The following is a 23,103-nucleotide window of genomic DNA, read 5'->3' as shown; positions in this document are numbered from 1 at the left end:
TCCCATCAAACGCTTGCAAGCAAGAGGAAACCCCCATGAAAGCACCCGTTCGTGTTGCCGTGACCGGCGCCGCCGGCCAGATCGGTTACGCCCTGCTGTTCCGCATCGCCTCCGGCGAAATGCTGGGCAAGGACCAGCCGGTCATCCTGCAGCTGCTTGAACTGCCGGTCGACAAGGCCCAGGCCGCCCTGAAGGGCGTGATGATGGAGCTGGAAGACTGCGCCTTCCCGCTGCTGGCCGGCATGGTCGGCACCGACGACGCCGAAGTGGCCTTCAAGGACGCCGACATCGCCCTGCTGGTCGGCGCGCGTCCGCGCGGCCCGGGCATGGAGCGCAAGGACCTGCTGCTGGAAAACGCCAAGATCTTCACCGCCCAGGGCGCGGCGCTGAACAAGGTCGCCAGCCGTGACGTGAAGGTGCTGGTGGTCGGCAACCCGGCCAACACCAATGCCTACATCGCCATGAAGTCGGCCCCGGACCTGAAGCCGGAAAACTTCACCGCCATGCTGCGCCTGGACCACAACCGCGCGCTGAGCCAGCTGTCGACCAAGCTCGGCAAGCCGGTGGGTGGCATGGAGAAGCTGGTCGTATGGGGCAACCACAGCCCGACCATGTACCCGGACTACCGTTTCGCCACCGCCGATGGTGCCTCCATCGCCGATGCGATCAACGACCAGGAATGGAACGCCAACACCTTCATCCCGACCGTGGGCAAGCGCGGCGCGGCGATCATCGAAGCCCGTGGTTCGTCCTCGGCTGCTTCGGCCGCCAACGCAGCCATCGACCACGTGCGTGACTGGGTGCTGGGCAGCAACGGCAAGTGGGTCACCATGGGCGTGCCGTCCGACGGTTCCTACGGTATTCCGGAAGGCGTGATCTTCGGCTTCGCGGTGACCACCGAGAACGGCAAGTACACCCTGGTCAAGGATCTGCCGATCGACGACTTCAGCCAGAAGTACATCGACAAGACCCTGGCCGAGCTGGAAGAAGAGCGCGCCGGCGTCGCCCACCTGCTGGGCTGATACCGGCGTTGACCGGTAGGTACCGACCGTTGGTCGGTACGTGATCCAGAAGGTAGGTACCGACCGTTGGTCGGTACGCAGAAAACGGGGAAGCTTCGGCTTCCCCGTTCTCATTTGGAATTCCTGGAACCGCATGATCCACCTGCACTACATCGATGACGCACTGCTGGTGGCCGAGAAACCGGCCGGCCTGCTGTCCGTGCCCGGCCGCAGCGCCGAGAACCAGGACTGCGTGGTCGCGCGCCTGCAGGCGCTGTACCCGGATGCGTTGACCGTGCATCGGCTGGACCAGGTGACCTCCGGCCTGCTGCTGCATGCGCGTGGCAAGGACATGCAGGCGGCGTTGTCGATGCAGTTCGAGCAGCGCCAGGTTGGCAAGCGGTATGAAGCGGTAGTGCAGGGGCTGCTCGAAGGCGATGCCGGCGAAGTGGACCTGCCGCTGATCGTGGACTGGCCGAACCGGCCGAAGCAGATGGTCGATCACGAACGCGGCAAGCCGGCGCTGACGCGCTGGCGCGTAATGGCGCGGGACGTTGAAGCGCAGCGCACCCGCGTGGCGCTGGAGCCGATCACTGGCCGCAGCCATCAGCTGCGCCTGCACATGGCCAGTCTCGGCCATCCCATCGTCGGTGACGTGCTGTATGGCGCCGCACCGGCGCAGCGCGTGCATCTGCATGCGCGCAGCCTGCAGTTCTCCCACCCGGTGACGGGCGAGGCGCTCGCGTTCGAGTCCGCGGCTCCCTTCTAGGGGTTCGGCAGGGCTTGCAGCCCTGCACCCGCAGAATCAACGTCAACGTCAAAAGCCGGCTATCCGTGGGTTGGCGGGACGGTGTCGGAGTGCGGGGACGCCGCAAGTACGTCCGTGTAGGCTTGGCAGCCGCATCCATGCGGCTGACACCCCGCACTCCGACACCGCCCCACCTTCGACAGTTGGCCGGCGGCCAGTAGATCCACGCCACGCGTGGATGAATCTCCATCGGAATCGAATATTTCGAATTGAAATCGAAATGCATCCACGCATGGCGTGGCTCTGCCGTGTCGACCAAGGTCGACACCCACCAAGGCAGAACGCCGTTCTGACAGATCGCGGAGAACTGTCGAAGGCGGGGTGGGTCCGGTTGCGGGGGCGTGAGCCGCATGGATGCGGCGACCGAGCCTCCAAGGACGGATTCACGGCGTCCCCCGCAATCGGACCCACCCCGCCATCCCACGGGAAGCCAGCATTTGACGTTGACGTTGCTCTGGCCTCTGCAGGTGCAGGGCGCAGCCCTGCATGAAAAACCCACCCCCTACCAAGGTAGGGCGGCCCGCGCGCCAGCGCCGGACTATCCTCGAACCCATGACTTTGTCTGGGAGGGCTGCGTCATGAACTACGAGGAAACCTACCGTCGCTCGATCGACGAGCCGGAGGCCTTCTGGGGCGAGGAAGCCAAGCGCATCCATTGGCACAAACCGCCGCAGCAGGTGCTCGACTACAGCAACCCGCCGTTCCGGCGCTGGTTCGTCGGTGGTGAAACCAATCTCTGCTACAACGCCGTCGACCGCCACCTGGCCGAGCGCGCCGACCAGCTCGCGCTGGTCGCCATTTCCACCGAAACCAACAGCACGCGCGAGATCACCTATCGCCAGCTGTATCGCGAAGTGAACGACTTCGCCGCGGTACTCAAGCACCTCGGCGTCGGCCACGGTGACCGTGTGGTGATCTACATGCCGAACATGGCCGAAGCCGTGTTCGCGATGCTGGCCTGCGCGCGCATCGGTGCGGTGCACTCGGTGGTGTTTGGTGGCTTCGCCGCGCACAACCTGGCGCTGCGCATCGACGATGCCAAGCCGAAGCTGCTGATCGCCGCCGATGCCGGCATGCGCGGTGGCAAGCTGATTCCGTACAAGCCGATGGTCGACGCCGCCTGCGCCGAAGCGGCTTCGCCGCCACCGCATGTACTGATCGTGTCGCGTGGGCTGGATGCCGCCGAACCACGCGTGCCGGGCCGCGATGTGGACTACGCCACGCTGCGTGCGCAGATCGGGGAAGTCGATGTGCCGGTGCAGTGGCTGGAAGCGAGCGAACCGAGCTATCTGCTGTATACCTCCGGCACCACCGGCAAGCCGAAGGGCGTGCAGCGCGATGTGGGCGGCTATGCGGTGGCGATGGCACAGTCGATGGAGACCGTGTTCGATTGCAAGCCGGGCCAGGTGATGTTCTCCACCTCTGATGTCGGCTGGGCGGTGGGCCATTCCTACAATGTGTACGGCCCGCTGATCGGTGGCTGCACTTCGCTGCTGTACGAAGGGCTGCCGACGAATCCGGATCCGGGCATCTGGTGGGCACTGTGCGAGCAGTACAACGTGCGCACGATGTTCTCGTCGCCCACCGCCATCCGCGTGTTGAAGAAGCACGACGCGGACTTCATCCATCGCCACGATCTGCGCGCGCTGAAGTACCTGTTCCTGGCCGGCGAGCCGCTGGACGAGCCGACCGCGCACTGGATCAGCGAAGCGCTTGGCAAGCCGATCATCGACAACTACTGGCAGACCGAAACCGGCTGGCCGGCACTGACCCTGTTGCCGGGCCTGGAGATGAAGCCGGTGCGCTTCGGTTCGCCGGGCTTCCCCAATCTCGGCTACCGGATGAAGGTGATCGACGAGAACACCGGCGAGGAAGTCGCACCGGGGCAGAAGGGCGTGCTGGTGGTGTCGCCGCCGTTGCCGCCGGGCTGCATGAGTACGGTGTGGAACGACGACAGCCGCTTCCTGCAGAGCTACTTCAGCCACTTCAAGGAACTGCTGTACAGCTCGCTGGACTGGGCGATCCGCGACGATGATGGTTACACCTTCATCCTCGGTCGCACCGATGATGTGATCAATGTGGCCGGGCACCGCCTGGGTACGCGCGAGATCGAAGAGGCCATTTCCAGCCATCCGCGCGTGGCCGAGGCCGCCGTGATCGGGGTCAAGGATGAACTGAAGGGGCAGGTGCCGCTGGTGTTCGTCACCCTCAAGCAGGGCCTGGATGGCGAGGATCCGGCGCCGGTGGTGGCCGAGATGATGGCCACGGTGACGACTTCGCTTGGTGCGGTTGCGCGCCCGGCGCATGTGCATGTGGTCAATGCGCTGCCCAAGACCCGTTCGGGCAAGCTGCTGCGGCGCTCGTTGCAGGCGCTGGCCGAACAGCGCGACCCGGGTGACCTGTCGACGCTGGACGACCCCAGCGCGCTGGAGGAGATCCGCCGGGCGCTGGGCCGCTGATCCGGTAGTGCCGGCCGCTGGCCGGCACCCCCATCAATCCCGAGGTTGCCGGCCGGCGGCCGGCACTACCCGCAGCACTTGCGCTAAGCTCGGCCTGTCATCGACCTGCAATACGCGGCGCGCGCCGGGGAAGGCGCGTGCCGTCCGGGGATGGCACACAGGGGAGCGTGCCCGCCAGGGCGCGCCGGCATTGCGCATCGAGGGAGGGGGAGGCAATGGCATTGCTGCACGCCAAGACGGCTGCTGGCCGTCAGGAAATCGAAGACCGTGGCCGGCGCCTGCCGGCGGCACTGCGTTCGATCCTGCTGATGGTCGACGGCCATCGCGATGACACTGAATTGCGCGGCCTGTTCGAAGGCCTGCGCGCACCACCGGACGCACTGGAGCAGTTGTCAGCACAGGGCCTGATTGAAGTGATCGACGGAAGTGCCGAAACCGCACCGACGCGCAGCATCAGCAGCGGTCGCGAACAGGATCCGGCGCTGTACCAGCAGCTGTACGACGCGATGAGTGAGGCAGTGCGTCGGCATCTGGGCCTGAAGGGCTACTTCATTCAGTTGAAGATCGAACGCTGCACCGATGCGCTGGCGCTGGAACGCCTGTGCCCGGAACTGCTGGCGGCGGTGGGCAAGGCGCGCAGTCCGGCGCTGGCGCAGCGCTGGTGGCAGGAAACCCAGGCGGCCGTGGTGAATGGTGGCGATGAGGTCGTGCAGGCCTGAGCCACCGCGTAAAGTGATCGGTTCACTTCCCCACAAGGAGTCCCGCGTGCAGGACGACCACGACGACACCGATACCCCCGGCTGGGACGCGATCAATGCGGCGCTGGCGCCGCTTTATGCCGGGCAGGAGCCGCGTCACTTCGGCACCGCGCTGCCGTACACGCTCGGTGGCCAGGATCCGCTCGATGGCATCAGCGTGTACTGGGCGGATGCGCCGGTTCCGCACTGGCACTACGTCACTTACGGCTTCTCCGAGCTGTATGCCAAGGAGAGCAGTGATGCCGCCACCAGCGGCTATGGTTTCGAGCTGACCTTCCGCCTCGCTGCCGACGTCGGTGAGAACGCCGGCAGCACACCGCCGGTGTGGCCGATGAACCTGCTGCAGAACCTGGCGCGCTATGTGTTCGGCAGTGGCAACGTGTTCGAGGATGGTCATCACCTCAATGCCAACGGCCCGATCGCGCTGGAGACCGGCACGCGCTTGTGCCATCTGGCCTTCGTCGCGGACCCGCAGTTGCCCGCAAGCGACACCGCCAATGGCCACCTGCAGTTCCTGCAGCTGGTCGGTTTGACCGATGAAGAGATGGAGGCGGTCAAGCGCTGGTCGACGCGCGGCGTGCTGCAGGCGCTGCAACCGGCGATGCCGCTGTGGGTCAGCGACCTGCATCGCGGCAACCTGCTGGACGATCCGGCACTGGCCGCACAGGTGCAGGCCGGCAGCGAGCGCGAGGGCTCCAGTACCGGCATGTTGTTCATCGAGACACTGGATTGGCGGCAGGAGGCAGGCGTCACCACCCTGGTGCTCGGTGCCGGCCAGGTGGCCAGCGTGTGCGAGCTGCTGCCATTGCGCCTGCGCCACGGCAGATCGCTGGAACTGGTCAGCCGCGAGCGGCAGTGGGAATTCATTCCGGCCGCGCGCGGTGAAACCGGCGAGGTATCGGCCGACAGCGCGCGCTGGGCGTTGGACGAGACGGGTCTGGAAGCCCTGGCAGGCGTGCGTGCCGAGCGCGGGATCTACCCGGTGGCGGCGGCGCTGCGCATCGAAGTGGTGCCGACCTACCTGCGCGATGCCAAGGGCGAAGTGATCCGCCAGATCGGTTGATCAGGCTGTTGGAACCGAGGGGGTCGAAGCCGCCTGCTGCGCAGACGGATCCGACCCCGGCTCAGACCCGGCGGGCAGGTCAGGCCAGGCCTTCAGCCTTCAGTGCGGCCTGCACGCCGGCATCGGCGTCCATGCGCGCCTTGTAGGCGGCCAGGTTGTCCAGACCGGACAGGTCGACCCTGGTGCCGGCAGCCCAGCGCAGGGTGATGTAGAAGTACGGGTCGGCGAAGCTGCGGAAGCCGGCCAGCCACGGCTTGTCGGCCAGCTGCTTGTCGGCGGTCTCGAACAGGCTACGCAGGCGCTTGTGCGCGGCGGCACGGATCGCATCGAACTGGCTCTCGTCGGCGATGAACTTGCCCGGTGCGAACAGCGGTGAGAAGGCCGGATGCACATCGGAATTGACGAAGGCCAGCCAGCGGGTGGCTTCGGCGCGCTGGCGCGGGCTGCCGTCGCCGCCGAGGCCGGCCTGCGGGAAGCTGTCGGCGATATAGCCCATGATCGCGGCGTTCTGCAGCAGCACGAAGTCGCCGTCGACCAGTGCGGGGACGGCGCCGGCCGGATTGATCTTGAGGAATTCCGGGCCCTTCAGGGTGTCCTTGTTCAGCAGTTCAACCTCGAACGGCTGGCCGGTCCACTGCAGGGCGATGTGGTCGGCGGTGGAACAGGCACCGGGCTTGCTGTACAGCTTCATGGGAACTCCAGGTGATGCGGGCGGGAAGCGCCCACTATCCCAGAGCCTGGCGGCGGGCGGCAACGCTGCCGCCAGCACGGATCGTTACGACTGCCGCGGCTTGAGGTTCTGCACCTTATAGAAGGTGTGATCGCCGATGGTGGCCACCTGGTAGGCATTGCGCCAGTTCGGGCTGGCGATGGACAGCGCGGCGAAGTGGCTGGCACCGGGCACGATCTCGCGGCGCTCGCCGGCCGGCAGCGCCCAGTTGCGCTCGGCGTCGAAGGCCACGTTCATCGCCTCGCTCCAGGCCGCGTCATTGCCCAGCTGGGTGCCGGGGGAGACAATGGTCGGTGCGAACTGCTTGCGCGCGGTGACCACCTGGCACATCGAGTCGCCCCACAGGCCACTGTCGAGGCGGCGCAGGGCGACCTCGGCGACGGCCTGCTGGCCGCGCAGGGTCTGGTCGCGGGCTTCCAGGTAAACGGTGGTGCTCAGACACAGTGAATCAGCGGCCGGCTGCGGCAACAACTGCGACAGCCAGAGAATCCAGGCCAGTTTCATATAACTCCTTGCTCCGTATGGGCCGCACGCTCCGGTTCCGGCCGCGGCGGCGACAGGAGGCGGGGTACGACTTGGCGTCATGGGGAGGCGGCCATCGGGGCCGCCCCGTGGGCAGCCCCAAAAGAATCGATCAGTACCGATCGAGGGGGCTGCGCCGGCTCACCGGAAACTGGCTGGTGAGCGGAAAGATGGCGCAAGGTAGGGGGGGATAGCCGAACGCATCGTGAACCGTCCGGCTTGACATTCAGGTTCGGCAGGGGTGACGGAAATCACATTCCGCCCCCCATTCAGCCGCTCATCAGAGCGCGGCGGCGACCCGGCTGCCCTGGTCGATCGCCCGCTTGGCGTCCAGTTCGGCCGCTACATCGGCACCGCCGATCAGCTGCGCGTTGATGCCGGCGGCCTGCAGTTCGGCCTGCAATGCGCGGTTCGGTTCCTGCCCGGCGCAGATCACCACATGGTCGACCGGCAGCAGCTGTTCGCTGCCTTCCACGCGGATGCGCAGGCCTTCGTCGTCCACACCCAGGTACTCGACGCCACCGAGCATGCGCACGCCCTTGGCCTTCAGCGTGGCGCGGTGGATCCAGCCGGTGGTCTTGCCCAGCCGCGCGCCGGGCTTGCCCGGGCTGCGCTGCAGCAGCCACAGGCGCCGCGGCGATGCCTCGGCCTGCGGCCTGGCCAGCGAGCCGCGGGCCTCGAACGTGCTGTCCACGCCCCATTCGGCCATCCAGCGCTGCGGGTCGAGGGAGGGCGACTCACCAGCGTGGCTGAGGAATTCGCCGACATCGAAGCCGATGCCGCCGGCGCCGATGATCGCCGCATTGGCGCCCACTTCGACCCGGCCCAGCAGCACGTCCAGGTAGCTCACCACCTTGGCGTGGTCGGCACCGGGGAAGTCGACCTTGCGCGGGGTGATGCCGGTGGCCAGCACCACCTCGTCGAAGCCGGCCAGGTTGGCGGCATCGGCGCGGGTGCCGAGGCGCAGCTGCACACCGGTTTCGGCCAGCGTGTGGCGGAAGTAGCGCAGGGTCTCGTGGAACTCTTCCTTGCCGGGGATGCGCTTGGCCACGTTGAACTGGCCGCCGATCTCCTCGTTGGCATCGAACAGGGTGACCTGGTGGCCGCGCTGGGCAGCGACGGTGGCACAGGCCAGGCCGGCAGGGCCGGCACCGACCACGGCAACCGTCTTCGGCGTGGCGGTGGGGCGGTAGACCAGCTCGGTCTCATGGGCGGCGCGCGGATTGACCAGGCAGCTGGCCAGCTTGTTCTCGAACACGTGGTCCAGGCAGGCCTGGTTGCAGGCGATGCAGGTGTTGATCGCCTCGGCGCGGCCGGCGCGGGCCTTGTTGGGCCATTGCGGGTCGGCCAGCAGCGGGCGCGCCAGCGACACCATGTCGGCACCGCCGCTGGCGAGGATGTGCTCGGCGACATCGGGCATGTTGATGCGGTTGGTCGCCACCAGCGGCACCGTTACATGCGGCTTGAGCTTGGCGGTGACCCCGGCGAAGGCAGCACGCGGCACCGAGGTGGCGATGGTCGGAATGCGCGCTTCGTGCCAGCCGATACCGGAATTGATGATCGTCGCGCCGGCCGCCTCGATCGCCTGCGCCTGCTGCACGATCTCTTCCCAGTTGCTGCCGTCATCGACCAGATCCACCAGCGACAGGCGGTAGATGATGATGAAGTCCGGGCCGCAGGCCTCGCGGATACGGCGCACGATCTCCACCGCGAAGCGCATGCGCTGGCTGGCTTCACCGCCCCAACGGTCGGTGCGCTTGTTGGTGCGCGGGGCGATGAACTCGTTGATGAGGTAGCCCTCCGAGCCCATCACTTCGACGCCGTCGTAGCCAGCCTCGCGGGCCAGCTTCGCGCTGCGTGCGTAGTCGGCGATATGGCGCTCGACGCCGCTGGCCGACAACGCACGCGGGGTGAACGGGTTGATCGGTGCCTTCAGCTTCGACGGCGCCACCGACAAAGGGTGGTAGGCATAGCGGCCGGCATGCAGCAGCTGCAGGCAGATCTTCGCGCCGTGCTGGTGCGCGGCGGCGGTGAGCTGCCGGTGCGGGCGTACTTCCCAGGGCCAGGACAGCTTGCCGCCGAACGGCTTCAGCCAGCCGACCACGTTCGGCGCGAAGCCACCGGTGACGATCAGGCCGACGCCGCCCTCGGCGCGTTCGGCGAAATAGGCCGCCAGCCGCGGGAAGTCGCGGGCGCGATCCTCCAGGCCGGTGTGCATCGAGCCCATCAATACGCGGTTGCGCAGCTGGGTGAAGCCCAGGTCCAGCGGGGCGAACAGGTGGGGGTAGGCGCTTTCGTTGGCTGGCGACATGGTCGATACGCTTGCGTACGGAAGCGCGAAGCGTGCCGCGAAACGGCGGCCGGGGCAAGGGCCGCTTCGCAGGGCGGGGCTGGCCGCTGTCTGACGGTTTGGTAGTGCCGGCCGCTGGCCGGCATACGGGGCAGTTCAGGGTGATTGCGGTTGCCGGCCAGCGGCCGGCATTACCGTAGCGGGCCGGCCAATCCCGAACCAGCCCAGCGTGACCCCGCACAGCGGCCCGATCAGCAGGGCGAAGGCCAGTGTGCCGAGGCCGACATTGCCGCCCAGCCACCAGCCCAGCAGCAGCACGCTGCCCTCGATCAGGCTGCGCACCTTCCAGATCGGCCAGCCGGTGCGGGCGTGCAGGCCGGTCATCAGGCCGTCGCGCGGGCCAGGGCCCAGCTTGGCACCGATGTACAGGCCGGTGGCCAGCGCGACCAGCAGCATGCCGGCGCAGAACATCGCCAGCTGCCAGCCAAGGCCGGCCGCTGGCGGCAGCAGCCACAGCCCGAACTGCGCGGAGGGGCCGATCAGCATCACGTTGAGCACGGTGCCGACACCCGGCTTCTGCCGCAGCGGCCACCACAGCAGCAGCACCAGCGCACCGATCACGTTGGTGGCCAGCCCGAACGACAGCGGCGTCTGCGCGGCGATGCCCTGCGACAGCACGTCCCAGGGCGCCACGCCGATGGCGGCACGGATCATCAGCGATGCGCCGAAGCCATACAGGAACAGGCCGGTGATCAGTTGCAGCAGGCGCAGGGGCAGGGCGGTGGGCATGGCACGCTCGGGGGAAGGGAGGATCTGTTTCCACCGTAATCCCGATTCATCCGTCGCCATAGATACAGATGCCGCCCAATCCGCTGCCACAGGCGGAATCTGTAGAGCCGAGCCCATGCTCGGCTGGCGGTGCCAGGCAGAGCAGCCGAGCATGGGCTCGGCTCTACGTCGGCGTTCCAGCCTGGCTCAATCGTCCCAGCCTGCCAGCGCCAGCTTGCCCACCGTACGTCCGCCGGCCAGGCGCTGATGCGCGATGTCCAGATTTGCTGCATTGATCGGGCCCAGCGTCTGGCTGAGGGTGCCGCGCAGCTGGCCGGCATCGATCATGCTGGCCGTGCGGCTGAGGATGCGGTGCTGCTCGATGCAGTCGGCAGTGGCAAAGCGCGAGCGCGCGAACATGAACTCCCAGTGGATGCCGATGCACTTGGCCTTGTAGGGATCGCCGATGCGCAGCGGCCCACGCGGCTCGACGATCAGGCCGACGTGTCCCTGCGGCGCCAGCAGCAGGCCCAGTTCGTCCCAGTAGTGATCGGTGTCGGCCAGGTTGAGTGCGACCTGCACCGTGTCGATGCCCAGCGCCTGCAGCTGGGCCTGAAGTGGTTGCCGGTGGTCGATCACGTGCCGGGCACCCATCTGCCGGCACCAGTCGACCGAGGCCTCGCGCGACGCTGTGGCGATCACCTCGAAACCCGCATGGCGGGCCAGCTGGATCGCCATCGAGCCAACCCCGCCCGCACCACCGATCACCAGCAGGTGCTGGCCGGCGTGGCGGCGATCGTCCAGCCGCAGGGGCATGCGCTCGAACAGCAGCTCCCAGGCGGTGAGCGTGGTCAGCGGCAGCGCGGCGGCTTCAGCGAAATCCAGCGTGGTCGGCTTGCGCGCGACCAGGCGTTCGTCCACCCAGTGGTACTGCGCATTGCAGCCGGGGCGGGTGACATCACCGGCGTAATAGACCTCGTCGCCAGACGCGAACAGGCTGGCCTCGTCGCCGATCGCCTCGACCACGCCGGCGGCGTCCCAACCCAACACGCGGGGCGCCTGGAGCGTGGCCGGGTCCGTGCTGGCACGCTGCTTGCCGTCGACGGGGTTGACCGAAACCGCCTCGACCCGGACCAGCAGGTCACGCCCCCGGGGAGGCAGCGGCGGGGGCAGGTGGATATCGCACAGGGCAGGGGCGGATTCACGACTCAGGGCGACGGCTTTCATCACGGCTCCGGCTGGGTTCGTGGCTCCATCATAAGGTTCCTCACCTTTCCGCAAACACGCTGAACCGTGTGATGCAGCGTGCTGCGCAATATGTCGTTTCCCCCGCCTAAACCCCGTCAAACCCTTGCAGCGTGAGGGTCTTGCGGATTTTCATCATCCTGTATAGGGTTTCAACGTCGGACCGGTGGACGGTCGGGCGCAACACTTCACATGTTACGGGACTGTTAACATGGCCTTCACCCGCCTGAGCATAATGTTCGCGGCGGTGGCGTGCTGAATCGGCTGTCGTACATCGACGCACTTGTGCTGGCCCATGCCTCTACCGGTTTCATACCCCCGAAATAGGAGCTGTACTCAATGAACAAGAAGATCCTTACTGCCGCGCTGCTGGGCGGCCTGGCTTTTGCCCAGGCAGCTTCGGCGCAGGAGTTCGATGACCGCTGGTACCTGACCGGTTCGGCCGGCTTCAACTTCCAGGACAGCGACCGTCTGACCAATGACGCTCCGTTCGTGACCCTGGGCCTGGGCAAGTTCATCAGCCCGAACTGGTCGCTGGACGGTGAGCTGAACTATCAGAACCCGAACTTCGATTCGAACAAGGACCTGAACTGGTCGCAGTACGGCGTCTCGCTGGACCTGCGTCGCCACTTCATCAAGGAAGGCCGCGGCTGGAACCCGTACATCGTCGGTGGCCTGGGCTACCAGAAGTCGGAAGAAGAGTACCCGGCGCTGAATGCCAATGGTCCGCGCCAGCGTAAGGACGGCAACGTTGCCGCCAAGCTGGGCGTCGGCCTGCAGACCACCTTCGAAAAGCGCGTTGCTGTCCGCGCCGAAGTGGCCTACCGCGCTGACTTCGACGACCAGAGCGTTGCCGCTCCGAAGGAAGACTGGTTCGGTGACGTGCTGGCTTCGGTCGGCGTCGTGATCCCGCTGGGCCCGGCTCCGGTCGCGGCTGCTCCGGCTCCGGCTCCGGTTGCCCCGAGCTGCGCCGACCTGGATGACGACGGTGACGGCGTCAACAACTGCGACGACAAGTGCCCGAACTCGCAGCCGGGTCAGACCATCGGTCCGGACGGTTGCCCGGTGCCGGTCTCCATCGACCTGAAGGGCGTCAACTTCGACTTCGACAAGTCGAACCTGCGTCCGGACGCCGTGGCGATCCTGAGCGAAGCCACCGAGATCCTGAAGCGTTACCCGGATCTGCGCGTTGAAGTTGCCGGTCACACCGACTCGAAGGGTACCGACGCTTACAACCAGAAGCTGTCGGAGCGTCGTGCTACCGCCGTGTACAACTACCTGACCAAGAACGGCGTTGACGCCGGTCGCCTGGTCGGCCCGATCGGCTACGGCGAGAGCCGTCCGATTGCTCCGAACACCAACCCGGATGGTTCGGACAACCCGGAAGGTCGCGCCAAGAACCGTCGTACCGAGCTGAACGTCCAGAACTAAGTTCTGACGCTCTGCCAGTAAGACACAGCAGGACCCGGCTTCGGCCGGGTCTTGTTGTTTCTGCGGCCCGGAATGCGGGTATCTGCGGGTGCGGTAGCAACCGTTCGTCGGGTTTTTATCCGTAAAACCAATGAGTTGCCGTATTCATTGAAAGTGGCGCTTGAAAGCTGTCGCGGCATTGCTAAACTCGCCGCGTCACTTCCTTTCCTGGATGCCCTTCATGCTGCGCTCTGCATCGGCTGCCTTCCTGGCGCTGGCCCTGGTTCCCGCCGCCCACGCTGCGGTCGATTGCTCGGTCAACACCAGCGCCTCGCCGCTGCCGTTGCCGGCCACGACCATCGCGCCGGTGGCCGACGAGCTCTACATCCGTGGCAATCAGCTGGGCATGCCGGCCGGCGTGCTGAGCGGCAATTACGATCCGTCGCAGTCGCTGGACCAGGTGCTGCAGCGCCTGCGCATCGATGGCTGCCAGAACATCGCCAAGGCCATCCCGAGCGCGCCGGCAGTGAAGCCGAACGATCCGGCGGCCTACAAGCCGCAGACCGAGTTCGACAACACGCCGTGGCGCTTCGACATGAGCCAGAACGGCAAGCGCATGACCGCCGAAGAATTCGACGCCTGGATGAAGGCGCGTGGCGTGCGTGTGGTCAAGGCGCGTCCGGCTCCGGCCGCCACTCCGGCCCCGGCCGAAGCACCGGCTGAGACCAAGCCGGTCGACAAGAAGTAAGCGCCGCGGGGAGCAGAGGCTTGCGCACGCGCCGCCCACCTGCCGCCCCCGCCGCCCGCTCCCACGCACCGCGTGGGCGTGCGACTCCCGCTGCCACAGCCGCCGGTGTCCGTCATGGCCTGGCGCGCGTGCTGTCCAAGGCCGGCGTGTGCTCGCGCAGCGAGGCCGCGCGCTGGATTGCCGAGGGACGCGTACGCGTCTCCGGCCGCATCGTGCGCGATCCCGAGTTCCCGATTGGCCAGCCGGCGCCGCCGATCGAGGTCGATGGCCAGCCGATGGGCGCGCCGCAGCGTCTGTACCTGATGCTCAACAAGCCGCGCGGGGTGGTGACCACCGCGCAGGACGAGCGTGGCCGCGACACCGTCTACCGCTGTTTCGATGGTGCAGGGCTGCCGTGGATCGCGCCGGTCGGGCGCCTGGACAAGGCCAGTGAAGGGTTGTTGCTGTTCAGCAACGATCCGCAATGGGCGGCGCGCCTGACCGACCCGCAGACCGGGCCGGACAAGACCTATCACGTGCAGGTTGATGGCCTGCCCGATGACGCCACGCTGGCGGCACTGCAGGCCGGCGTGGAGGACGAGGGCGAGTTCCTCGTGGCCCAGGCCGTGCGCGTGCTGCGCAGCGGTGACAAGACCGCGTGGCTGGAGGTGGTCCTCGACGAGGGCCGCAACCGCCACATCCGCCGCCTGCTGGCGGCCTTCGACCTGCAGGTGCTGCGCCTGGTCCGGGTTGCGATCGGCGGGCTGCAGCTCGGCGATCTCGGCAAGGGCCAGTGGCGGATGCTGGAGGTCAGTGACCAGCAGCGGCTGGGGGCCGCTGCACCGGGCTGATCACCGCCCGCGGCCGGCGGTTGCCGGCCACCGTTCCAGGCGTAGGGGGCGCCTGGCTGCTGAATTTCCCGAACGGAGCCTGCCCATGTACCACCCGACCCTCAACCAAACCCTGCGCTGCGCAGGCCTGCTGCTGCCGATGGTGCTGCTGACCGCCTGTGGTGGCCACAAGAAGGTGGCCAAGGCGGAAACGCCGGCCGAAACCCCGGTGGTGGAAGTGAAGACCCCGGAGCTGGATGGTCGCGGCAGCTACCGCTTCCTGATGAGCAACGGCGACAAGAAAATGACCGCCGATGAGTTCGATGCCTGGATGAAGGCCAACGGCATCCGCGTTGCCAAGGGCAACGGCCAGGATGCTGCCGCCAAGCCGGTGGTGGTGGCCAGCAAGGACGAGCCGAAGGGCAAGAAGAAAAAGAAGTGATGCCGGGAAGGTGCCGACCTCGGTCGGCACGCCCTCACGCCCGGTAGGTGCCGACCTCGGTCGGCACGCTTTGACCGGGGGGGATCAACCCTTGATCACGCCCAGCTCGACACCGATGCGGGTGAACGCATCGATCGCGCGGTCCAGGTGCTCGCGGCTGTGCGCAGCGCTGATCTGGGTGCGGATGCGCGCCTGGCCCTTGGGCACCACCGGGAAGAAGAAGCCGATCGCGTAGATGCCTTCTTCGAGCAGGCGCTCGGCGAACTTCTGCGCCAGCGGTGCGTCGTACAGCATCACCGGGCTGATCGGGTGCACGCCCGGCTTCACGTCGAAACCGGCTGCGACCATCTTTTCGCGGAAGTAGCGGGTGTTCTCCACCAGGGTGTCGCGCAGGTCGTCAGCGGCGGCCAGCATCTCGAACGCCTTGATGCCGGCGGCCACCACATGCGGCGGCAGCGAGTTGGAGAACAGGTACGGCCGCGAACGCTGACGCAGCAGTTCGATCACCTCGGCGCTGGCGCAGGTGAAGCCGCCCAGGGCGCCGCCCATGGCCTTGCCCAGGGTGCCGGTGATGATGTCGATCTTTTCCAGCACGCCCTTCACTTCGGCCGAACCGCGGCCGGTGGCACCGAGGAAGCCGGTAGCGTGGCATTCGTCGATGTGCACCAGCGCGTTGTACTTCTTCGCCAGCGCGGTGATCTCGTCCAGCGGCGCAATGAAGCCGTCCATCGAGAACACGCCGTCGGTGGTGATCAGCTTGGTCTTGCAGCCGGCGGCATCGGCGGCCTGCAGCTGGGCTTCCAGGTCGGCCATGTCGCAGTTGGCGTAGCGGAAGCGCTTGGCCTTGCACAGGCGCACGCCGTCGATGATCGAAGCATGGTTCAGTGCATCGGAAATGATCGCGTCGTTCTCGCCGAGCAGCGGTTCAAACAGGCCGCCGTTGGCGTCGAAGCAGGCGGCGTACAGGATGGTGTCCTGCTTGCCGAAGAAATCGGCGATCTGCTTCTCCAGCTGCTTGTGCAGGTCCTGGGTACCGCAGATGAAGCGCACCGAGGCCATGCCGAAGCCGTGGGTATCCAGCGCATCCTTGGCGGCCTGGATCAGGTCAGGATGGTCGGCCAGGCCCAGGTAGTTGTTGGCACAGAAGTTCAGCACCTTGCGGCCGTCCTCGAGGGTGATCTCGGCCGACTGCGGGCTGGTGATGATCCGCTCGGACTTGAACAGGCCCTGGGCGCGGATGGCGTCCAGTTCCTCGGCGTAGTGGCGGGTCAGGGCGGAGGAGGCGTCGGTCATGGCGTGGGCACGGCTCTGAACGGGGAAACCGCTGATTCTACCGGGCATCGAGGCTTGCCGACCGGCCCGGCTGGGGCATCGCCACGGCCGGCACATGTTGCATCGCAATAGCAAACTGGTTAAAAATTCGTGAACCGGAGCTGTCCCGTTCCGGCCGCTACGCCCGCTCCCCGCCTTCCACGCCACCGCCCCCACCGGAGACGCTCATGAAGCACGCCCGTGCCTGCCTCGCCATTGCCGCTGCCCTGACCCTGGCCGCCCCGTTCGCCGCCAGCGCCCAGGAAAACGAATCGCCATACAGCTGGAACGTCACCGCCGTTTCCGATTACCTGTTCCGTGGTGTGTCGCAGACCGACGAGGATCCGACCCTGCAGGCCGGTTTCACCTACACCAGCCCGGTTGGCCTGTATGCCGGCGTGTGGGGCTCGGGCGTGGATTTTGGTACGGGTGACCCGAAGACCGAGGTCGATTACCTGATCGGCTACGGCGTGGATGTCACCGAGCGCGTCAACGTCGATGTGCTGTTGAACCGCTACACCTACCTGAAGTCCAGCCACCAGAACTACAACGAGCTGATCACCACCACCACGCTGGATGACACCTACAAGCTGACGGTGGCCTACACCAACGATGTCTGGAACAGCAGCACCGATGGCTGGTACTTCGGCCTGGGCGGCAGCTGGGGCCTGCCGAAGGACTTCACCCTGAATGCCAACGTCGGTCGCAGCACGTTTGAAGACGGCATCGCCAAGGATTACACCGACTGGAATGTCGGCGTTGAGCGCCAGTTCGGGATGGCCAAGGTCGGCCTGGGTTACTACGGCACCGACGGCAACGGCCGCGACAACTCCGGCAAGCTGGCCCACAGCCGCGTGATGCTGAGCGTCGCGATCGGTAACTGATGCGCCTTCGCTGATGTCCACGAAAAAGGCGCCCAATGGGCGCCTTTTTCAATTCCAGCAGCATGCCTCACCCCGGCTGGGGGAGAGCCCCCTTGTTGTTCAAGGGGGCGCGCCGACGGCGCGGGGATAAGGAAACCTGCGGGGGAATTGACCCGAAGGGTCAATTCCAGCTCAGAACAACCTTGCCGGCCTTGCCTTCTTCCATCAGGTCGAAGCCCTTCTGGAAGTCGTCGATCGGCAGCTGGTGGGTCATCACCTTGCCGAGCGGGAAACCGGACAGCACCAGCTGGGTCATCTTGTACCAGGTCTCGTACATCTTGCGGCCGTAGATGCCCTGCACGGTCAGGCCCTTGAAGATGATCTTGTCCCAGTCGCAGCCGGCGCCCTTGGGCATGATGCCGAGCATGGCGATCTTGCCGCCGTGGTACATGCAGTCGAGCATGTCGTTGAACGCACGCGGGTTGCCGCTCATTTCCAGGCCCACGTCGAAGCCCTCCATGTGCAGTTCCTTCATCACGTCCTTCAGCGACTGGTTGGCCACGTTGACCACGCGGGTGGCACCCATGTCGGCGGCCAGCTTCAGGCGGAAATCATTGACGTCGGTCACCACCACGTTGCGCGCACCGATGTGCTTGCAGATGCCGGCGGCGATGATGCCGATCGGGCCGGCACCGGTGATCAGCACGTCCTCGCCGATCACGTTGAATTCCAGCGCGCAGTGCGCGGCGTTGCCGTACGGGTCGAAGAATGCGGCCAGCTCGGACGGGATCTGATCCGGGATCGGCCACAGGTTGCTGGCTGGCATCACCATGTATTCGGCGAAGGCGCCGTTGACGTTGACGCCGATGCCGACGGTGTTCGGGCACAGGTGCGGGCGGCCGCCACGGCAGTTGCGGCAATGGCCGCAGACGATGTGGCCTTCGGCCGAGACGCGCTGGCCGATTTCATAGCCGGTCACGGCCGAGCCGAGTGCGGCGACGCGACCGACGAACTCGTGGCCGATGGTCAGGCCCGGCTTGATGGTGCGCTGGCTCCACTCGTCCCACAGGTAGATGTGCAGGTCGGTACCGCAGATCGCGGTCTTCTCCAGCTTGATCAGGACCTCGTTCGGGCCCGGGGTCGGAACCGGAACTTCTTCCAGCCAGATGCCCTTGGCCGCTTCGCGCTTGACCAGGGCCTTCATCGTTTGCTGCGCCATCGGGGTGGAACTCATCAGGGGGAAAACGCGGATTATAGGGTGCCGCGCGGATTTCCCATGTTGCGCTGCGGGTGCAGTGGCGGAACGAAAGGCGTGCGCCGACGGGCGTTTCGAACGTGGCCGCTGTGCTCGACGGGCCATGCCCGGTGGATGCGCGGGTGCCAACCAAGGTTGGCTGCTACCGGGGCATCGGTGCGCCCGGCCCATGACTTCCGGGGTTCGGGGCGGGGCAGGGCGGCGGGCTACAATCGAAGGTTCCACTACCAGGGGCCGCTCCATGCGCTCGAACCTGCTTGCATTCTCCATCGTCGCCAGCCTTGGGCTGGCCCAGGTCGCCCATGCCGCTGAAGGCATGTGGGTGCCGCAGCAGCTGCCGGAAATTGCCGGCCCGCTGCAGAAGGCCGGCCTGAAGCTGTCCCCGGAACAGCTGTCCAACCTGACCGGCGACCCGATGGGCGCGGTCGTCGCCCTCGGCGGCTGCACCGCCAGCTTCGTCTCGCCGCAGGGCCTGGTGGTCACCAACCACCACTGCGCGTATGGCGCCATCCAGCTGAATTCGACTGCGCAGAAGAACCTGATCAAGGACGGCTTCAATGCGCCGACCCTGAAGGACGAACTGAGCGCCGGCCCGAACGCCCGCGTGTTCGTGCTCGACCAGATCACCGACGTCACCGCCCAGGCCAAGGCCGCCATCGCCGGCGCCGGCAATGACCCGCTGGCCCGCAGCCGCGCGCTGGATGCCTTCGACAAGGCCCAGGTCGCCGCCTGTGAAGCCGATGCCGGCTTCCGCTGCCGCCTGTACAGCTTCTCCGGCGGCAACACCTACCGCCTGTTCCGCAACATGGAAATCAAGGACGTGCGCCTGGTCTACGCGCCCCCGGGCAGCGTCGGCAAGTTCGGCGGTGACGTCGACAACTGGATGTGGCCGCGCCACACCGGCGATTTCTCGTTCTACCGCGCCTACGTCGGCAAGGACGGCAAGCCGGCCGCCTTCGCCGCCGACAACGTGCCGTACCAGCCCAAGCACTTCCTGAAGTTCGCCGACCAGCCGCTGGGTGCCGACGACTTCGTGATGGTGGCCGGCTACCCGGGCCGCACCAACCGCTATGCACTGGCCGGTGAGTTCAACGAAACCGCCAGCTTCACCTACCCGACCATCGCCAAGCACTACAACGCGGTGCTGAAGATGATCGCCGATGCCGGCAAGGCCGACGCCGACGTCAAGGTGAAGTACGCCGCCACCGCCGCCAGCATGAACAACGTGGCCAAGAACTACCTGGGCCAGCTGGAAGGCTTCAAGCGCATCGACGCCGCTGGCCAGAAGCAGGCTGAGGAAGCCGCCGTGCTGGCGTGGCTGAAGAAGCAGGGCGCTGCTGGCAAGCCGGCCCTGGCTGCACACGCGCAGCTGCTCAAGCATCTGGATACCAGCAAGTCGACCCGCGAACGCGACCTGTTCGTCGGTCAGTTCAACAACACCTCGGCCGTTGGCGCGGCGATCACCCTGTACCGCCTGTCGATCGAGCGCACCAAGCCGGATGCCGAGCGCGAAGCCGGTTACCAGGAACGCGACCTGACCACCATCGAAGGTGGCCTGAAGCAGATGGACCGTCGCTACGTGGCGAAGATGGACCAGCAGCTGCAGGCCTACTGGCTGGACCAGTACGTGGCCCTGCCGGCCGCACAGCGCGACAACGAAGTACTGAACAAGTGGCTGGCCGGCAGCGATGCTGCTGCGGTGAAGTCGCTGGTGGCCAAGCTGGGCGGCACCGAACTGGGCAACCTGGACACCCGCCTGAAGTGGTTCAAGGCCGACCGTGCCGCGTTTGAAGCCAGCAGCGATCCGGCCATCCAGTACGCCGTGGCCGTCATGCCGGCACTGCTGAAGCAGGAAGAGCAGAAGAAGATCCGCGAAGGCGAATCGCTGACCGCACGTCCGCTGTACCTGCAGGCCGTGGCCGACTACAAGAAGAGCCAGGGTGAGTTCGTCTACCCGGACGCCAACCTGTCGCTGCGCATCACCTTCGGCAACGTCATGGGCTATGGCAAGGACGGCGTGACGTACACCCCGTTCACCACCCTGGAAGGCGTGGCGGCGAAGGAAACCGGTGAAGATCCGTTCGATTCGCCGAAGGCGCTGCTCGATGCGGTCAAGGCCAAGCGTTACGGTGGCCTGGAAGACAAGCGCATTGGTTCGGTGCCGGTGAACTTCCTGTCCAACCTGGACATCACCGGCGGCAACTCGGGTTCGCCGGTGCTGGACGCCAACGGCAAGCTGGTCGGTCTGGCATTCGATGGCAACTGGGAATCGGTCAGCTCCAACTGGGTGTTCGACCCGGTGATGACCCGCATGATCGCCGTCGACAGCCGCTACATGCAGTGGATCATGCAGGAAGTGGCGCCGGCGCCGCAGCTGCTGAAGGAACTGAACCTGACGAAGTAAACCGGTTGCGGTAGTGCCGGCCGCTGGCCGGCAACCTCGACCAGACAGCCGGAGATTCCGAAACCCCGCGACGCAGGTCGCGGGGTTTTTTCATGCCCCGACCGGCCCGGTCCGCCGAACAGGTATCATCCCTGTTCCGCGTACTTCACAGGATGTGAACGAAACGCGGAAACCTCCTCCCCCCAGGACCCCTTGCACGCATGCGCATCCTGCTTGCCCGCCACGGCGAAACGCCGTGGAACGCCGAAGGCCGCTACCAGGGCCAGATCGATATTCCGCTTTCGCCGATCGGTGAAGCCCAGGCCCAGGCACTGGGTGCCCGCCTGGCCTCGGTGGACATCACCCGTGCCGTTGCCTCGCCGCTGTCGCGCGCGCAGCGCACCGCGCAGCTGGCGCTTGGCGCCGCCCGTGCCGACATGCTGCTGACCGAGCCGGAGCTGCAGGAAATCGCCCACGGTGAGTGGGAAGGGCTGCTGGCCAGCGAAATCAACGAGAAGGATCCGTCGCGCCTGCAGGCCTGGCGCGAGGAACCGGATACCGTGCTGATGCCCGGCGGCGAATCGCTGCGCCTGGTACTGGAACGCAGCTGGCGTGGCCTGGCCCGTGCCACCGAAGGCCTTGGCGAGCACGACACCCTGCTGGTGGTCGCGCATGACGCGGTCAACCGCGTGATCCTGTGCAAGGTGCTGGGCCTGCCGATTTCCCGCCTGTGGACCTTCCGCCAGGCACCGACCACGCTCAACCTGCTCGAAGGCGCCGACCTGGACAGCCTGGAAGTGGTGCGCCTGAACGACTGCGCCCACCACACGCCGTTCTTCGGCGAAGCCAAGCACCGCGCACTCTGACCCGCCACACCGAACCACCTGTACCTGCTGGAAGCACTGCCGTGACGAACACCCCGACCACCCTGGCCGATTGGCTGGATTACATTGAACGCCAGCACCCGGCGACCATCGACATGGGCCTGGAGCGCGTGCACGCCGTGGCCACGGCGATGGGTCTTGGCGCGCCGGCCGGGCGCACCATCGTGGTCGGTGGCACCAACGGCAAGGGCTCCACCGTGGCCTTCATCGAGGCCATCGGCCGTGCTGCCGGTTGGAAGGTCGGTGCCTACACCTCGCCGCACCTGCTGCGCTACAACGAGCGCGTGCGCATCGACGGGCAGGACGTGGACGATGCGGCGCTGGTCGCCGCGTTCAACGCCATCGAGGCCGCGCGTGGCGAGATCACGCTGACCTATTTCGAGTACGGCACGCTGGCCGCGCTGCAGCTGTTCGCCGACGCCGGGCTGGACCTGGCGGTACTGGAAGTGGGCCTGGGCGGCCGCCTCGATGCAGTCAACATCGTCGACGCCGACGTGGCGGTGATCACCACCGTGGACATCGACCACGCCGAGTGGCTGGGCGAGGACCGCGAAGCGATCGGCACCGAGAAGGCCGGCATCATCCGCGGCTGGAAGCCGGTGATCCTGGGCGAGACCGATCCGCCGTCCAGCGTGCTGGCGCGTGCCTATCTGGTGGGTGCCAACGCGATCCGCGGCGGCAGCGATTATTTCTACGAACCGATCGATGCCCAGCGCTGGCGCTGGCGTGATGTCGGCCTGCGCATGGAGCTGCCGACCCCGGCGCTGGCCGGCCCGATCCAGCTGGCCAATGCCGGTGCTGCCATCGCCGCCCTGCGCGCGCTGGACAAGCCGGTGCCGCGTGCGGCGTGGGCCGCCGGTATCGCGGCAGCACGCATTTCCGGCCGCATGCAGGCATTCGAACGGGATGGCGTGCAGATCCGTGTGGACGTGGGCCACAACCCGCAGGCGGCGGGCCAGCTGGCGCGTGCGCTGAAGGCCGAAGTATCGGCCGGGCGCACGCTGGCGGTGTACGCCGCGCTGCAGGACAAGGATGCGGTGGGTGTGGTGCAGGCGCTGCAGGATGTAGTGGGTGAGTGGACCCTGGCCGGGCTGGATGGCCTGCGTGGGCAGAGCGCCACCCAGCTGCAGGCGCGCCTGGCCGGCACGGCCGCGGCCCAGGCGCCGCTGGCCGATAGCGTCGAACAGGCACTGGCGCAGGTGCTGGCCCAGGCCGAGCGCGGCGACCGCGTGCTGGTGTTCGGCTCCTTCCATACCGCCGCAGCGGCTCTGCAGATGCTGCAGGGCGATGCCTGATCCGCGTTCAGCCAACGCCGACGCCGTCCGGTCCGGCACCCGTATAATCGACCGCAACC

Annotated in this window: 20 protein-coding genes; 13 read left to right on the top strand and 7 right to left on the bottom strand. The window is 66.7% G+C overall.

The annotated features are described in order from the left end of the window. Positions 1-35 precede the first annotated feature (35 nt). From AC13GF_RS03265 to AC13GF_RS03245, 5 genes are all read left to right on the top strand, one after another. Entirely contained in the window at positions 36-1,022 is a 987-nt protein-coding gene (locus AC13GF_RS03265) for a malate dehydrogenase (RefSeq protein ID WP_004153634.1), read from the top strand. Between the two features lie 133 nt (positions 1,023-1,155). After that, on the top strand, positions 1,156-1,770 hold the full coding sequence (locus tag AC13GF_RS03260) for an RluA family pseudouridine synthase (protein ID WP_483003245.1): 615 nt from the start codon (positions 1,156-1,158) through the stop codon (positions 1,768-1,770). Between the two features lie 617 nt (positions 1,771-2,387). Next, complete coding sequence (gene prpE, locus AC13GF_RS03255; RefSeq protein WP_043033750.1) at positions 2,388-4,268, top strand: propionate--CoA ligase; 1,881 nt, start codon at positions 2,388-2,390, stop codon at positions 4,266-4,268. A gap of 215 nt (positions 4,269-4,483) precedes the next feature. Beyond that, positions 4,484-4,987 (top strand): hypothetical protein, encoded by a 504-nt coding sequence (locus AC13GF_RS03250; protein ID WP_483003243.1) that lies wholly within the window; start codon positions 4,484-4,486, stop codon positions 4,985-4,987. Positions 4,988-5,033: 46 nt separating this feature from the next. Further along, positions 5,034-6,089, top strand: coding sequence for a suppressor of fused domain protein (locus AC13GF_RS03245; RefSeq protein ID WP_483003241.1), 1,056 nt, complete (start codon positions 5,034-5,036; stop codon positions 6,087-6,089). A gap of 79 nt (positions 6,090-6,168) precedes the next feature. Here the strand turns inward: AC13GF_RS03245 and AC13GF_RS03240 are convergent, their stop codons facing one another. The 5 genes from AC13GF_RS03240 to AC13GF_RS03220 all read right to left on the bottom strand — a co-directional run bounded on the left by AC13GF_RS03240 (position 6,169) and on the right by AC13GF_RS03220 (position 11,626). Beyond that, on the bottom strand, positions 6,169-6,780 hold the full coding sequence (locus AC13GF_RS03240; protein WP_483003240.1) for a glutathione S-transferase N-terminal domain-containing protein: 612 nt from the start codon (positions 6,778-6,780) through the stop codon (positions 6,169-6,171). Positions 6,781-6,864: 84 nt separating this feature from the next. Next, positions 6,865-7,323, bottom strand: coding sequence for a cell wall hydrolase (locus tag AC13GF_RS03235; protein WP_004154513.1), 459 nt, complete (start codon positions 7,321-7,323; stop codon positions 6,865-6,867). A 298-nt stretch (positions 7,324-7,621) separates the two neighbouring features. Beyond that, a complete protein-coding gene (locus AC13GF_RS03230) occupies positions 7,622-9,652 on the bottom strand; it encodes an FAD-dependent oxidoreductase (RefSeq protein WP_483003238.1) in 2,031 nt (676 codons plus the stop codon). Between the two features lie 135 nt (positions 9,653-9,787). Further along, positions 9,788-10,420 carry a membrane protein YczE gene (yczE, locus tag AC13GF_RS03225; RefSeq protein WP_483003236.1) on the bottom strand — a complete coding sequence of 211 codons (633 nt, stop codon included), beginning with the start codon at positions 10,418-10,420 and terminating at the stop codon, positions 9,788-9,790. A 186-nt stretch (positions 10,421-10,606) separates the two neighbouring features. After that, on the bottom strand, positions 10,607-11,626 hold the full coding sequence (locus AC13GF_RS03220) for a zinc-binding alcohol dehydrogenase family protein (protein WP_483003235.1): 1,020 nt from the start codon (positions 11,624-11,626) through the stop codon (positions 10,607-10,609). A 357-nt stretch (positions 11,627-11,983) separates the two neighbouring features. Here AC13GF_RS03220 and AC13GF_RS03215 point away from each other — a divergent pair, with 357 nt between their 5' ends. The 4 genes from AC13GF_RS03215 (at position 11,984) to AC13GF_RS03200 (ending at position 15,053) form a co-directional block, all read left to right on the top strand. After that, entirely contained in the window at positions 11,984-13,075 is a 1,092-nt protein-coding gene (locus AC13GF_RS03215; protein ID WP_010483958.1) for an OmpA family protein, read from the top strand. A 220-nt stretch (positions 13,076-13,295) separates the two neighbouring features. Continuing rightward, complete coding sequence (locus tag AC13GF_RS03210; protein ID WP_422353740.1) at positions 13,296-13,802, top strand: hypothetical protein; 507 nt, start codon at positions 13,296-13,298, stop codon at positions 13,800-13,802. A gap of 20 nt (positions 13,803-13,822) precedes the next feature. Continuing rightward, positions 13,823-14,632 (top strand): pseudouridine synthase, encoded by an 810-nt coding sequence (locus AC13GF_RS03205; protein WP_483003234.1) that lies wholly within the window; start codon positions 13,823-13,825, stop codon positions 14,630-14,632. Between the two features lie 85 nt (positions 14,633-14,717). After that, positions 14,718-15,053, top strand: a complete 336-nt coding sequence (locus tag AC13GF_RS03200) for a hypothetical protein (protein ID WP_005412356.1) — start codon at positions 14,718-14,720, stop codon at positions 15,051-15,053. An 84-nt stretch (positions 15,054-15,137) separates the two neighbouring features. Here the strand turns inward: AC13GF_RS03200 and kbl are convergent, their stop codons facing one another. Beyond that, the gene (gene kbl, locus AC13GF_RS03195; RefSeq protein ID WP_005408238.1) at positions 15,138-16,346 is read right to left on the bottom strand and encodes a glycine C-acetyltransferase; all 1,209 of its coding nucleotides are present in this window, start codon (positions 16,344-16,346) and stop codon (positions 15,138-15,140) included. A 206-nt stretch (positions 16,347-16,552) separates the two neighbouring features. On the opposite strand from kbl, the gene AC13GF_RS03190 reads away from it, so the two are divergent. Further along, positions 16,553-17,248, top strand: a complete 696-nt coding sequence (locus tag AC13GF_RS03190; protein WP_483003233.1) for a TorF family putative porin — start codon at positions 16,553-16,555, stop codon at positions 17,246-17,248. A gap of 160 nt (positions 17,249-17,408) precedes the next feature. Here the strand turns inward: AC13GF_RS03190 and tdh are convergent, their stop codons facing one another. After that, positions 17,409-18,431, bottom strand: coding sequence for an L-threonine 3-dehydrogenase (gene tdh / locus AC13GF_RS03185; RefSeq protein WP_010483949.1), 1,023 nt, complete (start codon positions 18,429-18,431; stop codon positions 17,409-17,411). A 292-nt stretch (positions 18,432-18,723) separates the two neighbouring features. On the opposite strand from tdh, the gene AC13GF_RS03180 reads away from it, so the two are divergent. The 3 genes from AC13GF_RS03180 to folC all read left to right on the top strand — a co-directional run bounded on the left by AC13GF_RS03180 (position 18,724) and on the right by folC (position 23,044). Further along, complete coding sequence (locus AC13GF_RS03180; protein WP_483003231.1) at positions 18,724-20,886, top strand: S46 family peptidase; 2,163 nt, start codon at positions 18,724-18,726, stop codon at positions 20,884-20,886. 200 nt (positions 20,887-21,086) lie between these two features. Beyond that, complete coding sequence (locus AC13GF_RS03175; RefSeq protein WP_010483945.1) at positions 21,087-21,731, top strand: histidine phosphatase family protein; 645 nt, start codon at positions 21,087-21,089, stop codon at positions 21,729-21,731. A 41-nt stretch (positions 21,732-21,772) separates the two neighbouring features. Next, positions 21,773-23,044 (top strand): bifunctional tetrahydrofolate synthase/dihydrofolate synthase, encoded by a 1,272-nt coding sequence (gene folC / locus AC13GF_RS03170; protein WP_483003229.1) that lies wholly within the window; start codon positions 21,773-21,775, stop codon positions 23,042-23,044. The last annotated feature ends 59 nt before the right edge of the window (positions 23,045-23,103 follow it).

Source organism: Stenotrophomonas sp. 22LJNL06-5-1 (assembly GCF_056861455.1).
This window is presented reverse-complemented; position numbering and strand designations above follow the sequence as displayed.

Coding starts and splice junctions, on each gene's coding strand:
- AC13GF_RS03265 (WP_004153634.1), top strand. CDS start 36: ATGAAAGCACCCGTTCGTGTTGCCGTGACCGGCGCCGCCGGCCAGATC.
- AC13GF_RS03260 (WP_483003245.1), top strand. CDS start 1,156: ATGATCCACCTGCACTACATCGATGACGCACTGCTGGTGGCCGAGAAA.
- prpE (WP_043033750.1), top strand. CDS start 2,388: ATGAACTACGAGGAAACCTACCGTCGCTCGATCGACGAGCCGGAGGCC.
- AC13GF_RS03250 (WP_483003243.1), top strand. CDS start 4,484: ATGGCATTGCTGCACGCCAAGACGGCTGCTGGCCGTCAGGAAATCGAA.
- AC13GF_RS03240 (WP_483003240.1), bottom strand. CDS start 6,780: ATGAAGCTGTACAGCAAGCCCGGTGCCTGTTCCACCGCCGACCACATC.
- AC13GF_RS03235 (WP_004154513.1), bottom strand. CDS start 7,323: ATGAAACTGGCCTGGATTCTCTGGCTGTCGCAGTTGTTGCCGCAGCCG.
- AC13GF_RS03230 (WP_483003238.1), bottom strand. CDS start 9,652: ATGTCGCCAGCCAACGAAAGCGCCTACCCCCACCTGTTCGCCCCGCTG.
- yczE (WP_483003236.1), bottom strand. CDS start 10,420: ATGCCCACCGCCCTGCCCCTGCGCCTGCTGCAACTGATCACCGGCCTG.
- AC13GF_RS03220 (WP_483003235.1), bottom strand. CDS start 11,626: ATGAAAGCCGTCGCCCTGAGTCGTGAATCCGCCCCTGCCCTGTGCGAT.
- AC13GF_RS03215 (WP_010483958.1), top strand. CDS start 11,984: ATGAACAAGAAGATCCTTACTGCCGCGCTGCTGGGCGGCCTGGCTTTT.
- AC13GF_RS03210 (WP_422353740.1), top strand. CDS start 13,296: ATGCTGCGCTCTGCATCGGCTGCCTTCCTGGCGCTGGCCCTGGTTCCC.
- AC13GF_RS03200 (WP_005412356.1), top strand. CDS start 14,718: ATGTACCACCCGACCCTCAACCAAACCCTGCGCTGCGCAGGCCTGCTG.
- kbl (WP_005408238.1), bottom strand. CDS start 16,346: ATGACCGACGCCTCCTCCGCCCTGACCCGCCACTACGCCGAGGAACTG.
- AC13GF_RS03190 (WP_483003233.1), top strand. CDS start 16,553: ATGAAGCACGCCCGTGCCTGCCTCGCCATTGCCGCTGCCCTGACCCTG.
- tdh (WP_010483949.1), bottom strand. CDS start 18,431: ATGAAGGCCCTGGTCAAGCGCGAAGCGGCCAAGGGCATCTGGCTGGAA.
- AC13GF_RS03180 (WP_483003231.1), top strand. CDS start 18,724: ATGCGCTCGAACCTGCTTGCATTCTCCATCGTCGCCAGCCTTGGGCTG.
- AC13GF_RS03175 (WP_010483945.1), top strand. CDS start 21,087: ATGCGCATCCTGCTTGCCCGCCACGGCGAAACGCCGTGGAACGCCGAA.